Annotated in this window: 14 protein-coding genes and 1 tRNA gene; 11 read left to right on the forward strand and 4 right to left on the reverse strand. The window is 71.8% G+C overall.

The genetic code is table 11. The features are described from left to right. Position 1 precedes the first annotated feature (1 nt). From ACZ67Q_RS24825 to ACZ67Q_RS24860, 8 genes are all read left to right on the forward strand, one after another. Positions 2–544, forward strand: a complete 543-nt coding sequence (locus ACZ67Q_RS24825; RefSeq protein ID WP_471185897.1) for a NuoI/complex I 23 kDa subunit family protein — start codon at positions 2–4, stop codon at positions 542–544. After that, the gene (locus ACZ67Q_RS24830) at positions 541–1,209 is read left to right on the forward strand and encodes an NADH-quinone oxidoreductase subunit J family protein (protein ID WP_471185900.1); all 669 of its coding nucleotides are present in this window, start codon (positions 541–543) and stop codon (positions 1,207–1,209) included. The genes ACZ67Q_RS24825 and ACZ67Q_RS24830 overlap by 4 nt, the downstream gene beginning before the upstream one ends. Then, positions 1,209–1,598, forward strand: a complete 390-nt coding sequence (gene nuoK / locus ACZ67Q_RS24835) for an NADH-quinone oxidoreductase subunit NuoK (protein ID WP_471185903.1) — start codon at positions 1,209–1,211, stop codon at positions 1,596–1,598. The genes ACZ67Q_RS24830 and nuoK overlap by 1 nt, the downstream gene beginning before the upstream one ends. After that, the gene (locus tag ACZ67Q_RS24840) at positions 1,595–3,589 is read left to right on the forward strand and encodes an NADH-quinone oxidoreductase subunit 5 family protein (RefSeq protein ID WP_471185906.1); all 1,995 of its coding nucleotides are present in this window, start codon (positions 1,595–1,597) and stop codon (positions 3,587–3,589) included. The genes nuoK and ACZ67Q_RS24840 overlap by 4 nt, the downstream gene beginning before the upstream one ends. A gap of 6 nt (positions 3,590–3,595) precedes the next feature. Further along, positions 3,596–5,170: a complex I subunit 4 family protein gene (locus ACZ67Q_RS24845; RefSeq protein ID WP_471185909.1), complete on the forward strand. Its 1,575-nt coding sequence runs from the start codon at positions 3,596–3,598 to the stop codon at positions 5,168–5,170. Continuing rightward, entirely contained in the window at positions 5,167–6,702 is a 1,536-nt protein-coding gene (locus ACZ67Q_RS24850) for an NADH-quinone oxidoreductase subunit N (RefSeq protein WP_471185912.1), read from the forward strand. The genes ACZ67Q_RS24845 and ACZ67Q_RS24850 overlap by 4 nt, the downstream gene beginning before the upstream one ends. 184 nt (positions 6,703–6,886) lie before the next feature. Beyond that, complete coding sequence (htpX, locus tag ACZ67Q_RS24855; protein ID WP_471185915.1) at positions 6,887–7,750, forward strand: zinc metalloprotease HtpX; 864 nt, start codon at positions 6,887–6,889, stop codon at positions 7,748–7,750. Beyond that, positions 7,747–8,139 carry a YccF domain-containing protein gene (locus ACZ67Q_RS24860; RefSeq protein ID WP_471185917.1) on the forward strand — a complete coding sequence of 131 codons (393 nt, stop codon included), beginning with the start codon at positions 7,747–7,749 and terminating at the stop codon, positions 8,137–8,139. The genes htpX and ACZ67Q_RS24860 overlap by 4 nt, the downstream gene beginning before the upstream one ends. A 31-nt stretch (positions 8,140–8,170) precedes the next feature. Here ACZ67Q_RS24860 and ACZ67Q_RS24865 read toward each other — a convergent pair whose 3' ends face one another. Beyond that, on the reverse strand, positions 8,171–9,427 hold the full coding sequence (locus tag ACZ67Q_RS24865; RefSeq protein ID WP_471185920.1) for an APC family permease: 1,257 nt from the start codon (positions 9,425–9,427) through the stop codon (positions 8,171–8,173). A gap of 150 nt (positions 9,428–9,577) precedes the next feature. Between ACZ67Q_RS24865 and ACZ67Q_RS24870 the strand changes: the two genes are divergently transcribed. After that, positions 9,578–9,844, forward strand: coding sequence for a GlsB/YeaQ/YmgE family stress response membrane protein (locus tag ACZ67Q_RS24870; protein WP_361630652.1), 267 nt, complete (start codon positions 9,578–9,580; stop codon positions 9,842–9,844). 137 nt (positions 9,845–9,981) lie between these two features. Here ACZ67Q_RS24870 and ACZ67Q_RS24875 read toward each other — a convergent pair whose 3' ends face one another. Continuing rightward, positions 9,982–10,470 (reverse strand): YajQ family cyclic di-GMP-binding protein, encoded by a 489-nt coding sequence (locus ACZ67Q_RS24875; protein ID WP_471185923.1) that lies wholly within the window; start codon positions 10,468–10,470, stop codon positions 9,982–9,984. Positions 10,471–10,694: 224 nt separating this feature from the next. Between ACZ67Q_RS24875 and ACZ67Q_RS24880 the strand changes: the two genes are divergently transcribed. Further along, positions 10,695–10,776: transfer RNA gene (locus ACZ67Q_RS24880), tRNA-Tyr, on the forward strand. A 135-nt stretch (positions 10,777–10,911) separates the two neighbouring features. On the opposite strand, the gene ACZ67Q_RS24885 is transcribed toward ACZ67Q_RS24880, so the two are convergent. Then, positions 10,912–11,190 carry a hypothetical protein gene (locus tag ACZ67Q_RS24885; protein ID WP_471185926.1) on the reverse strand — a complete coding sequence of 93 codons (279 nt, stop codon included), beginning with the start codon at positions 11,188–11,190 and terminating at the stop codon, positions 10,912–10,914. Between the two features lie 93 nt (positions 11,191–11,283). Between ACZ67Q_RS24885 and ACZ67Q_RS24890 the strand changes: the two genes are divergently transcribed. Beyond that, complete coding sequence (locus ACZ67Q_RS24890; RefSeq protein ID WP_471185929.1) at positions 11,284–11,496, forward strand: hypothetical protein; 213 nt, start codon at positions 11,284–11,286, stop codon at positions 11,494–11,496. Between the two features lie 17 nt (positions 11,497–11,513). On the opposite strand, the gene ACZ67Q_RS24895 is transcribed toward ACZ67Q_RS24890, so the two are convergent. Continuing rightward, positions 11,514–12,170, reverse strand: a complete 657-nt coding sequence (locus tag ACZ67Q_RS24895; protein WP_471185932.1) for an SDR family oxidoreductase — start codon at positions 12,168–12,170, stop codon at positions 11,514–11,516. Between the last annotated feature and the right edge of the window lie 36 nt (positions 12,171–12,206).

The following is a 12,206-nucleotide window of genomic DNA, read 5'->3' on the forward strand; positions in this document are numbered from 1 at the left end:
TATGGCGATTCCCGGCAGCGGCCTGGCCAAGGGCCTGGCCGTCACCCTCCGCACGATGACGAAGAAGCACGTCACCGCGCAGTATCCGGATGTCCAGCCCGACCTCCCGCCCCGCACCCGCGGCGTGATCGGCCTGTTCGAGGAGAACTGCACGGTCTGCATGCTCTGCGCCCGCGAGTGCCCCGACTGGTGCATCTACATCGACTCCCACAAGGAGACGGTCCCCGCGGCCACCCCCGGCGGCCGCGAGCGCAGCCGCAACGTCCTCGACCGGTTCGCGATCGACTTCTCCCTGTGCATGTACTGCGGTATCTGCATCGAGGTGTGTCCTTTCGACGCGCTGTTCTGGTCCCCGGAGTTCGAGTACGCCGAGACCGACATCCGCGACCTCACCCACGAGCGCGACAAGCTGCGCGAGTGGATGTGGACCGTACCGGCCCCGCCCGCCCTGGATCCGGGCGCCGAGGAGCCGAAGGAACTGTCGGCCGCCCGCAAGAGCGCCGAGAAGCTGGCCGCCGCCCGCGACGAGGAGGGAACGTCGTGACTCTCGCCGCCGCACAGGCCGTGACCGCCGCCGCCTCCCACGGTTTCCTCTCCCCGACCGGCGTGGAGATCGCCTTCGTCCTGGTCGGCCTGTTCACCTTCGGCGCCGCCCTGGTCACCGTCACCACCCGGCAGCTGGTGCACGCCGCCCTGTGGCTCGTCGTCACCCTCGGCGGCCTCGCCGTCGAGTACCTGCTGCTGACAGCCGAGTTCATCGCCTGGGTGCAGGTCCTGATCTACGTCGGTTCCGTCGTCGTCCTCCTGCTGTTCGGTCTGATGCTCACCAGGGCCCCCATCGGCCGCTCCCCGGACGCCGACTCCGGCAACCGGTGGGCCGCCCTGACCGTGGCGGTCGCCGCAGCGGCCGCCCTGGTCTGGGTGGTCGTCGACGCCTTCCGCACCACCTGGATCGACCTGGACGGCCCCGCCGCCGGCTCCACCGCGGTCACCGGCGCCAGCCTGTTCCAGAACTGGGTGCTGCCCTTCGAAGCCCTCTCCGTCCTCCTCCTCGCCGCACTCGTCGGCGCGATCGTCCTGTCCCGCAAGGCGAAGGCGGAGGCGGCGCCGCAGACCGGCACCGCCGCCTCCCGCGCCACGGCCGCCGGGACACCGGCCGGCACGAACGCTGCCGAGGCCCCCTCCGCCGCCGGGAAGGAAGGCGCCTGATGCACCTCGCCTATCCCGCCGTCCTGTCCGCCCTCCTTTTCTGCGCCGGCCTGTACGGCATCCTCGCGCGCCGCAACGCGATCCTGGTGCTGATGTCGGTCGAGCTGATGCTCAACGCCGTCAACCTGAACCTGGTCGCCTTCGACGTGTGGCTGAACAAGGCCGCCGAGGAGACCCTGCACTCCGGGCAGGCCCTGACCCTGTTCACCATCGCCATCGCCGCCGCCGAGATCGGCATCGGCCTGGCGATCGTCCTGGCCGTCCACCGCAACCGCGGCACCTCCGACATCGACCGGCTCCGCGACACCGCCGAGGGCCCCGAGCCCGACGGCTCCCGCGGCGACGCCCTCACGGCCGACACGACCGAGAAGGCTGAGGCCACCGCGTGACCACGACCACTCTCGCCGTCCTCGTCCCCCTCCTGCCGTTCTTCGGCGCCGCCGCCGGCCTGCTGCTAGGCCGCACCGCGCCCGGTTTCGTCCGCCCGCTCGCGATCCTGCCGACCCTCGCCGCCCTGGCGCTGGCCGTCGCCGTCGCCGCGGACCAGGGCGGGGGCGCCGCGATCGACGCCGCCACCGAGCTGACCCCCACCGGCTCGGTGCCGATCGAGCTCGCGCTGCACATCGACGGCTTCGCCGCGCTCGTCGCCGTCCTCGTGGGTGTCGTCGCGACGTGCGTGCAGATCTACTCCACGGGCTACCTGCGCGACGACCCGCGCTACCCGTCGTACGCCGCCCTGGTCTCGCTGTTCACCTCCGCGATGCTGCTGGTCGTCTACTCCGGCGATCTGATCGTGCTGCTGGTCGGCTGGGAGGTCATGGGCATCTGCTCCTACTTCCTCGTCGGCCACTACTGGGAGACCCCCGAGGCGCGTGCCGCCTCCCTCAAGGCCTTCCTGGTCACCAAGCTCGGCGACGTCCCCTTCCTGATCGGCCTGTTCGTCCTGGCCGGCGACACGGGCTCCTTCGAGATCACCAAGATCCTCGGCGCCGTCGCGCACGGCGGCCTGGACCACCCCACCCTGATCGCCCTGCTGCTCCTGGCCGGCGTGGCGGGCAAGTCGGCGCAGTTCCCGCTGCACACCTGGCTCCCCGACGCGATGGCGGGCCCCACGCCCGTCTCCGCGCTGATCCACGCCGCGACGATGGTCGCCGCCGGTGTCTACTTCGTCGCCCGGCTCCTCCCGGTCTTCGAGGCCTCCCAGGCCGCGATGGTCGTCCTCGCCGTCATGGCCGCCGTGACGATGGCCGGCTCCGGCCTCGCCGCGCTCGCCCAGGACGACATCAAGCGCGTCCTCGCGTACTCGACGATCGGCCAGCTCGGCTACATGACCGGCGCCCTCGCCGTCGGCGACCGCGGCGCCGCCGTCTTCCACCTCCTGTCCCACGGCGCCTTCAAGGCGCTGCTGTTCCTCGCCGCCGGCGCGGTCATCCACGCCGCCGGCACCAACTCGCTCGCCGCCATGTCCCGGATGGGCCATCTGCGCGACCGCGTCCCGGACGCCTACTGGACGATGACCGTGGCGCTCCTCGCGCTCGCCGCGATCCCGCCGTTCAGCGGCTTCTTCTCCAAGGAGACGGTCCTCGGCGCCGCCGAGCACGTGGCCACCGGCCACACCGGGCACGCCCCCGGCGCCGCCGGCTGGATCGTCCTCGTCGCCGGCCTGGTCACGGCCCTGCTCACCGCCGCGTACGCGACGCGGCTGTGGCTGCTGGCCTTCCGGGGTCACGGCGCCGAGGCCCCGGACCACGGCCGGCAGCCGCTGACCATGACCGTCGTGCTGTGGGTGCTCGCCGTGCCCTCCCTCGCGCTCGGCGGACTCGCCTACCGGCTGCTGCCCGACTGGTTCGACGGACGCTCCCTGGCCCCGGCCCTGACCACCTCCGTCATCGGCACCGGCGTGGCCCTCGTCGGCGGCATCGTCACCTATGCCGCCTGGCGCCACACCACCGCGCGCGCCGCCCGCGTCCCCCTCGGCGCGGTCGCCGCCCACCCCGAGGGCGACGCCGGGCTGGTCGAGGCCGAGGCCATCGCCACCCACGAGCCGGCCTACGGGGACATCGCCCACGCCCCAGACCCGGCCGACCCCGGGCGCCTGCTGCTCGGCCCGCTGCACCGGCCCGCGGCCGGCGGCTTCCACCTCGACGCGGTCTACTCGACGCTGTTCGTGCGCCCGGTGCAGGCCGGGGCGAGCCTCGTCAGGTTCCTCGACCGCGAGGTCGTCGACACCTACGTCCGTGGGGCAGGTGCTCTTCCCCGCTGGCTCGGGGCCGCCGTGCGGCGCGCCCAGACCGGCAATGTGCAGACCTATGTGAGCGCGCTGCTCGCCGGCACCGTCGTCCTCGCGGTCGCCGCCGTCCTCGTCGCCACGGGAGCGTGAGCAGGCGTGATCGATATCAACGAGTCCGTGATGCAGTTCCTTCTGGCATTCGTCGTCGTCGGCCCGCTCCTCGGCGCGGTCGCCGCTCTCCTGCCGGCCCCGCCCGGGCTGAAGGGGAAGTCCCCGGAGCAGGCCGTGCTCCGCCACGGTGTGACCGTGACCGGCGTGGTCCTCATCGCCGCGATCGTCCTGGCGCTCGGCTTCGACCACGACCACCCGTCGAAGATGCAGGCCAGTACCGACATCAGCTGGATCCCCGCACTCGACGTGCGCATCCACCTCGGCATCGACGGCATCTCCCTCCCCCTGCTGGTCCTGACCGCGCTGCTGACCTTCCTCAGCGCCCTGTACAGCTACTTCAAGATGCCCGCGGGGCCGTCCCCGAAGGCCTTCGTCGCCCTGATCCTGGTCCTGGAGTCCGGCACCCTCGCCACCTTCGCCGTCCTCGACCTGATCCTGTTCTTCCTCGCCTTCGAGATGGTCCTGATCCCCATGTACTTCCTCATCGCCCGCTGGGGCGGCGAGGGCCGGGCCGCGGCGGCGTGGAAGTTCATCCTGTACACGCTGCTCGGCTCGGTGGTCATGCTGCTCGGCCTGCTCCTGATCGGCCTGCGAGCCGGCACCTTCGACATGGTGGCACTCGCCACTGACAACGGCCGGTCGCTGACCACGTCCGTGCAGGTCATCGCCGTACTGGCGATCGGGATCGGGCTCGCCGTGAAGACCCCGATGTGGCCGCTGCACAGCTGGCTGCCCGACGCGCACACCGCCGCGCCGACCGTCGGCTCGGTCCTGCTGGCCGGTGTCCTGCTGAAGATGGGTACGTACGGGTTCGTCCGGATCCTGCTGCCGATCGCCCCGGACGGCATGCGCACCTTCGCGCCCTACCTCGCCGCCCTCGCCGTCGTCGGGATCATCTACGGATCCCTGGCCTGCCTGGCCCTCGCCAAGCGGGGCGCGAAGGGCGACCTCAAGCGGCTGATCGCCTACTCCTCCGTCGGCCACATGGGCTTCGTCCTGCTCGGCATCGCCACGATGTCCCCGACCGGCGTCAACGGCGCCCTGTTCGCGAACATCGCCCACGGCCTCATCACCGGCCTGCTGTTCTTCCTGGTCGGCGGCCTCAAGGACCGCACCGGCACCACCGACCTCGACACCCTCGCCGAGGAGACCGGCGCGGCGCTGTACGGCAAGGCCCCGCGCCTCGGCGGCCTGCTCGCCTTCGGCGCGGTCGCCTCGCTCGGCCTGCCGGGCCTGGCCGGGTTCTGGGGCGAGATGCTCGCGCTGTTCGGCGCGTTCAAGCCCGCCGCCGACCTCAGCCGTCCCGCCTTCCTCACGTTCATGGCGGTCGGCGCGTTCGGCACCCTGCTGACGGCCGCGTACATGCTCGTCGTGGTCCGCCGCGTCTGCATGGGCGCCGTCCCCCAGGACACCCCGAAGCTCGCCGACGTCCACACGTACGAGTTCGCGGCCTGGACCCCGCTCGTCGTCCTCACCGTCGTCGCGGGCCTGTGGCCCAAGGCCCTGCTCGGACTGACCGACCCGGCCGTGCAGCAGCTCCTCGCAGGAGGCACCCGATGAGCTCCCCGGCCCAGCCGCTCGCCCAGCCGCTGGCGGAGTCCCTCGTCCAGTCCGTCGACTGGCTCGCGATCGCGCCGCCCACCCTGACGGCCGTCGTCGGCCTGGCCGTCCTCGTCGCCGACCTGTTCCTGCCGGACGCGAAGAAGGCCGTCCTCGGCTGGATCTCCGTGGCCGGACTCGCCGGCTCCGCCCTCCTGCTGCTGCCGCTCCTCGACGGCGACCGGACCACCTTCTGCCTGCCCACCCGTCAGGACGCGTGCAGCTACACGGCGGACCGCTTCACCCTCGTCATCCAGCTGCTCGTCCTCGGCGGCGCCCTGCTGGCCGCCCTGCTGTCGGTGACCGCCCTGAAGGACGCCCGCAAGGACATGCCGGAGGGCGAGTACTGGTTCCTGCTGCTGTCCTCCGCCGCCGGCGCCGCCCTGCTGCCCGCCTCCCGCGACCTCGCCACGCTCATCGTCGCCCTCGAGGTCGCCTCCCTGCCCGCCTTCGCGCTCGTCGGCCTGCGCCACGGCGACAAGCGGTCCTCCGAGGCGGCCCTGAAGTTCTTCCTGTCGTCGGTGACGGCCACCGCCGTCAGCCTCATGGGCGTCAGCTTCCTGTACGCCACGACCGGCACCCTCTACCTCACGCAGATCGCCGACCGCATCCAGCACGTCGACGGCCAGTTCCAGACCCTCGCCCAGACGGGTGTCGTCCTCACCCTCATCGGCTTCGCCTTCAAGACCGCGGCCGTCCCCTTCCACTTCTGGGTGCCCGACACCTACGTCGGCGCGCCACTGCCGATCGCCGCCTACCTGTCGGTCGTCGGAAAGGCCGTCGGCTTCTCCGGGCTGATCCTCGTCACCGTCGTCGCCCTCCCGTCGTACGCCGACGCCTGGGGTCCTGCGCTCGCCGTGCTCGCCGCCCTCACCATGACCGTCGGCAACGTCGGCGCCCTGCGCCAGCAGGCCACGCGCGCGTACAGCGCCGTCCGGCTGCTCGCCTGGTCCTCCGTCGGCCAGGCCGGCTACCTGCTGGTGCCGATCGCCGCCGCGGCCTACACGGACGACCCCGCGCACTCGATCGGCTCCACGGTCGCCTACGCCCTGATGTACGGCGCGGTGAACCTCGGCGCCTTCGCGGTGGCCGCGCTGGTGGGCCGTACGAAGCTGCTCAACCGCGTCGCGGACTACCGCGGCCTGTACGCCACCAACCCGCTCACCGCCCTGCTGATGGCCTTCTTCCTGCTCTGCCTGGCCGGTCTCCCGCCGGGCGTCATCGGCCTGTTCGCGAAGGTCACCGTCTTCTCCGCGGCCGTCGACGCCGGCCTGGGCTGGCTCGCGGTGATCATGGCGGTCAACGTGGTGATCGCGCTGTTCTACTACCTGCAGTGGACGGCCCTGCTGTTCCGCGCCCCCGACGGCGAGGCCGCCCGGCACCGCCTCCCGGCACCGCTCACCGCGGCCCTCGCCCTCACCGCGCTCGTCGCCGTCGCACTGTCCGGCGCACCGCAGCTGGTCCTGCGCTTCGCGGACACGGCGCTCTTCTGACGGTGCCGCGGGGGCCCCTCACCCGAGTGGCGCACGGGCCCCCGCGATCGCCGGGGAACTGGCGGCCCTCGCCTGGCGTTGACCAGAGCGGGAGGGTCCACTGGACGTGACACCACGACCTCAGTGGCTACCGCAGATCAGCAAGGCAAAGGGTTCCCCTGCCGCACCACTTGGAGGGTGTACCGTGCACCGCCGGCACAACGGGCTCAGGACGGCAGTACTCCTCGGGGGGCTGTCCGCACTCATCATCGTCATCGGCAGCTTCTTCGGCCGTACGGGCCTGATCGTGGCCGTTCTGGTGGCACTGGGCACCAACGCGTACGCGTACTGGAACAGCGACAAGCTGGCCCTGCGCGCGATGCGGGCCCGCCCGGTCAGCGAGTTCGAGGCGCCGGGGCTCTACCGCATGGTCCGCGACCTGTCCACGCAGGCCCGCCAGCCCATGCCGCGCCTGTACATCTCGCCGACGGAGGCGCCCAACGCCTTCGCGACCGGCCGCAACCCGCGCAACGCCGCCGTGTGCTGCACGGAGGGCATCCTGCGCCTGCTCGACGAGCGGGAGCTGCGCGGCGTCATCGGCCACGAGCTCAGCCATGTCTACAACCGAGACATCCTGATCTCGTCGGTGGCCGGCGCACTCGCCTCGGTGATCATGTTCCTGGTGAACTTCGCCTGGCTCATCCCCGTCGGCCGTTCGGACGACGACGAGGGCCCCGGCCTGTTCGGCATGCTGCTGATCATGCTGCTCGGACCGATCGCCGCCGGCGTCATCCAGCTCGCCATCAGCCGCTCCCGGGAGTACGAGGCGGACGCCTCAGGGGCCCGCCTCACCGGCGATCCGCTCGCCCTCGCCGGCGCGCTGCGCAAACTGGAGACAGGCACCCAGCAGTTGCCGCTGCCGCCCGAGCCGCGCCTCGAGACGACCAGTCACATGATGATCGCGAACCCGTTCCGCGCAGGTCAGGGTCTGTCCAAGATGTTCTCCACCCACCCGCCGATGGCGGACCGTATCGCCCGGCTCGAGAAGATGGCAGGTCGCCCGCTGTGAGAACCATTCTGAACGTCATCTGGCTGATCCTGAGCGGCTTCTGGCTGTTCCTCGGCTATCTCCTCGCCGGCGTGCTGCTCTGCATCACGATCATCGGCATCCCGTTCGGGATCGCGGCCTTTCGTATCGGCGTCTACGCGTTGTGGCCCTTCGGGTACACCACCGTCGAGCGAGGTGACGCCGGCGCGCCCTCCTGCGTCGGCAACGTCCTTTGGCTGATCCTCGCGGGCTGGTGGCTGGCCATCGGACACATCGTCACCGGCATCGCCCTGTGCGTCACGATCATCGGCATCCCGTTCGGCGTCGCCAACTTCAAGCTGATCCCGGTCTCGCTGTTCCCGCTGGGCCGGGACATCGTCCGCACCGACGAGCCGTTCGCCGCGCGCTGACGAAGGGCCGCGCACGGCTGCCGTACACCGGTCACGCGCGGCCGATCCACCGCCGTACCGCGTACGCCCCCGCGCCCACCGCCAGCACGCCCGCGCCGATGGCCACGGACAGGGCCGGCAGGGCGAAGGCCAGGGTCGCGCAGCCCACGAGGCCCACGGCGGGCACCACGCGCGTGTGCCAGGCCGACGTCAGCGTCCAGGCCGAGGCGTTGGCGACGGCGTAGTAGGCCAGGACGCCGAACGAGGAGAAGCCGATCGCCCCGCGTACGTCCACTGTGGCGGCCAGCACCGCGACCACCGCGCCCACGGCGAGCTCGGCCCGGTGCGGCACCTTGAAGCGCGGATGAACGGCCGCCAGTACGGCCGGCAGATGGCGGTCCCGGGCCATCGCCAGCGTCGTCCGCGACACGCCCAGGATCAGCGCGAGCAGCGAGCCCAGCGCCGCCACGGCCGCCCCCGCCCGCACCACCGGTGCCAGCCCCGGCACGCCCGCCGCGCGCACCGCGTCGGCCAGCGGCGCGCCCGCCTCACCGAGCCGGTCCGCGCCCAGTACGGCGAGGACGGCGACCGCCACGCACGCGTAGACGCCCAGCGCGATGCCCAGCGCCAGCGGGATCGCCCGCGGAATGGTCCGCGCCGGATCGCGCACCTCCTCACCGAGGGTGGCGATCCTGGCGTACCCGGCGAAGGCGAAGAACAGCAGACCGCCCGCCTGCAGTACGCCGCCCGCGCCGCTGGGGGCGCCGACGTCCAGCCGTCCCCCGTCCGCCGTCCCCGACGCCAGGCACGCCACGACGACACACGCCAGCACGCCCAGGACGACCGCCACGATCACCCGGGTCAGCCACGCCGACTTCTGTACGCCGCCGTAGTTCACGGCGGTCAGCGCCACGACGGCCGCGACCGCCACGGCATGTGCCTGCCCGGGCCACACGTACGCGCCCACGGTCAGCGCCATCGCCGCGCACGACGCGGTCTTGCCGACCACGAACGACCAGCCCGCGAGGTAGCCCCAGAACGCGCCCAGCCGCTCCCTGCCGTACACGTACGTGCCGCCCGAGGCGGGATAGCGGGCCGCCAGCCGGGCCGAGGACAGGGCGTTGCAGTAGGCGACGACGGCGGCGAGGGCCAGAGCGGGCAGCAGGCCGGACCCGGCGGCGCGGGCGGCCGGGCCCAGGGCGGCGAAGATCCCGGCCCCGATCATCGAACCGAGCCCGACGACCACGGCGTCACCGACACCGAGGGTGCGCCGCAGTTCACCGCCGACGGCCGGTCCGGACTGTGTCATGACCCGCACCCTACTGATCGCCGCAACCATCGGCCGTCCGTGTGACGTCCTGTTCATCAACGACGCACGAACACGCGCACCAGGGCCGCCCGGACGAGGATCACAGGACTCGGACGGGGCCGGCACGGCGCGGAAGGGCAGGTTCACGGCATGGGAATCATCAGCTGGATCATCCTCGGCCTGCTGGCCGGAGCCATCGCCAAGTTCCTGCTGCCGGGCCGCGACCCGGGCGGCTTCATCGGCACCACCCTCATCGGTGTCGCGGGCGCCTTCATCGGCGGCTGGATCTCGGCCCGCTGGCTGGACCACCCGATCGCCAAGGACTTCTACGACGGCGCCACCTGGGCGGCGGCCATCGGCGGCTCGCTGGTCCTGCTGATCGCCTATCGCATCCTGTTCGGCAACTCGCGCGACTGACCGCCGCACGCAGCGCGAAGGGTGGGCCCCCGGCGCTCGGGGGCCCACCCTTTGTCGTTCGGCCGGCGGTCCTGCCCGGTGGTTCACGAACTGCGGCGCGAGGTCCTGCAAGGTGGTTCACGAACTGCGGCGAGGTCCTACCGGTAGTTCACGAACTGCAGCGCGAAGTCGAAGTCCTTGCCCTTCAGCAGCGCGATGACGGCCTGCAGGTCGTCACGGCTCTTGGAGCTGACCCGCAGCTCGTCACCCTGGACCTGCGCCTTGACGCCCTTGGGGCCCTCGTCGCGGATGATCTTCGCCACCTTCTTGGCGTTGTCCTGGGAGATGCCCTCCTGGATCTCCGCGAAGATCTTGTACTCCTTGCCGGACAGCTGCGGCTCGCCCGCCTCCAGGGCCTTCAGCGAGATGCCGCGCTTGATCAGCTTGGACTGGAAGACGTCGAGGACAGCGTTCACCCGGTCCTCGGAGTTCGCCTCCATGAGGATCTTGTCACCGGACCACGAGATCGAGGCACCCACGCCCTTGAAGTCGTAGCGCTGCGAGATCTCCTTGGCGGCCTGGTTGAGGGCGTTGTCGACCTCCTGCCGCTCGACCTTCGAGACGATGTCGAAACTGGAGTCGGCCATGTCCTGTGGCTCCTTGTATCGGGGTGCGAAACGGGTGCGTATCGGCGTCCGTGGGGCTGCCGCCGGGCCCGGCGTAGGTCCCGGGCCGCATCCCGACCAGCCTAGTCACCCAGCCCTGCGGGAGTGGTCATCAATCGGGTGGCGAAGCACCCCTGGGCATCGGGTATTGTTTACGTCGTTGCCGGGGAGCAGCGCCGAAAGGCGGCTCGACGGCAGCACCACTTGGCGGTGTGCCCGAGCGGCCAAAGGGAGCAGACTGTAAATCTGCCGGCTCAGCCTTCCCAGGTTCGAATCCTGGCGCCGCCACGCTGAGGGAGACCCCCTCGCTCTGCTGAAAAGCAGCGCGAGGGGGTCTCGCCGTTTCAGCGGTCTGGTCGGGGGCGTCCGGTCAGCTTCGGGAGGCGAGCCGCGTGGGTGGCCCGCCTGGTCCCGGCGCGGCGCTCAGCCGCCCTCCGCGGGTTCGGTCGACGCCTTCTTCACCTCCGCCTCGACCTCGTTGCGCATCCGGCCCTCGTCCTTGGCGAACTCGGACACCGATGCCTGCACGTCGCGCGCGAGGTCCCGCCAGGCGCGCCAGGCCGTCTCGTACGTCGAGGTCTGCTCCTGCGTCCACGGGGCCGCCGTGGGCGGGCCGTAGGCCTCGCGCAGTTCCAGCACGCGCGTGTGCGCCTCATTGGCCGCGCGCTGTTTCTCCACGAGCTCGTCGAAGGTGTGTGCCACGTACGAAGGCTAAGGAGACGGCGGAGGTTTTGCGCGCCGAGCCGTGCGCGGCGCGCGGACGTCGTTGTCAGTGGCCCCGGGCACACTGGTCGCATGTCCAGCCGTCGCAGACACTGCCCCGAGTGCCGTCGAGAGATCGCCGTCGTGGCGGGACGCTACGCCCGGCACGACCCGCCCGGCACGCGGCAGAGCGGCGCGCTCGTCTCGTGCCCGGGCTCGCGCAGACCGGCGCAACTGGGCGCGGCGCAGCCGTCCTTGGACGGATACGCCGTTGCCGAGTTCCCGGGGCAGCTGCCGTTGTTCTGAGGGCGGCCGGCCCGGCCTCAGTTGCCCGCCACCGACTTCACCGCCACCGACACCGGCGTCGACCCGCTCACCAGTTCCAGGGTCAGGCCCGCCGTCGCCGGGGTGTCCACCAACTCCGCCAGCACGGCGGCCACGTCGTCGCGGGGGATCAGGCCGCGGCCGGTGTGTGCCTCCAGACGGACCTGGCCGGTGCCGGCGTCGTTCGTCAGCGAACCGGGGCGCAGGATCGTCCAGTCGAGGGCGTCCAGGCCGCGCACGTGGTCGTCCGCCTCGCCCTTGGCGCGCAGGTACACGTCGAACACCTCGTCGCCCTGGTGCCGGGCGTCCGCGCCCATCGAGGACACGACCACGAACCGGCGTACGCCCGCCCGGACGGCGGCGTCCGCGAAGAGCACCGCCGCGCCCTTGTCCACCGTGTCCTTGCGGTCCACTCCGCTGCCCGGGCCGGCGCCGGCGGCGAACACCGCCGCGTCCGCGCCCCGCAGGGCGTCCGCGACCTGCTCCACGGACGCCGACTCCAGGTCCAGCAGCACCGGTTCGGCGCCGACCGCCCGCAGGTCGTCGCCCTGTTCGGCCTTGCGGATCAGCCCCGCGGCCTCGTACCCGCGCGCGGCGAGCAGCCGCTCCAGCCGCAGCGCGATCTGACCATGACCACCAGCGATGACAATGCGCATGCTTTCGACCGTACGCCTGGTGGGGGACGGGTGCCT

Source organism: Streptomyces sp. NPDC036813 (assembly GCF_055609245.1).

Bases quoted from the DNA above. Each gene is read 5' to 3' on its own strand.
- ACZ67Q_RS24895 (WP_471185932.1), bottom strand. From the start codon at position 12,170: ATGCGCATTGTCATCGCTGGTGGTCATGGTCAGATCGCGCTGCGGCTG.
- ACZ67Q_RS24870 (WP_361630652.1), top strand. From the start codon at position 9,578: ATGGGAATCATCAGCTGGATCATCCTCGGCCTGCTGGCCGGAGCCATC.
- ACZ67Q_RS24875 (WP_471185923.1), bottom strand. From the start codon at position 10,470: ATGGCCGACTCCAGTTTCGACATCGTCTCGAAGGTCGAGCGGCAGGAG.
- ACZ67Q_RS24850 (WP_471185912.1), top strand. From the start codon at position 5,167: ATGAGCTCCCCGGCCCAGCCGCTCGCCCAGCCGCTGGCGGAGTCCCTC.
- nuoK (WP_471185903.1), top strand. From the start codon at position 1,209: ATGCACCTCGCCTATCCCGCCGTCCTGTCCGCCCTCCTTTTCTGCGCC.
- ACZ67Q_RS24825 (WP_471185897.1), top strand. From the start codon at position 2: ATGGCGATTCCCGGCAGCGGCCTGGCCAAGGGCCTGGCCGTCACCCTC.
- ACZ67Q_RS24890 (WP_471185929.1), top strand. From the start codon at position 11,284: ATGTCCAGCCGTCGCAGACACTGCCCCGAGTGCCGTCGAGAGATCGCC.
- ACZ67Q_RS24865 (WP_471185920.1), bottom strand. From the start codon at position 9,427: ATGACACAGTCCGGACCGGCCGTCGGCGGTGAACTGCGGCGCACCCTC.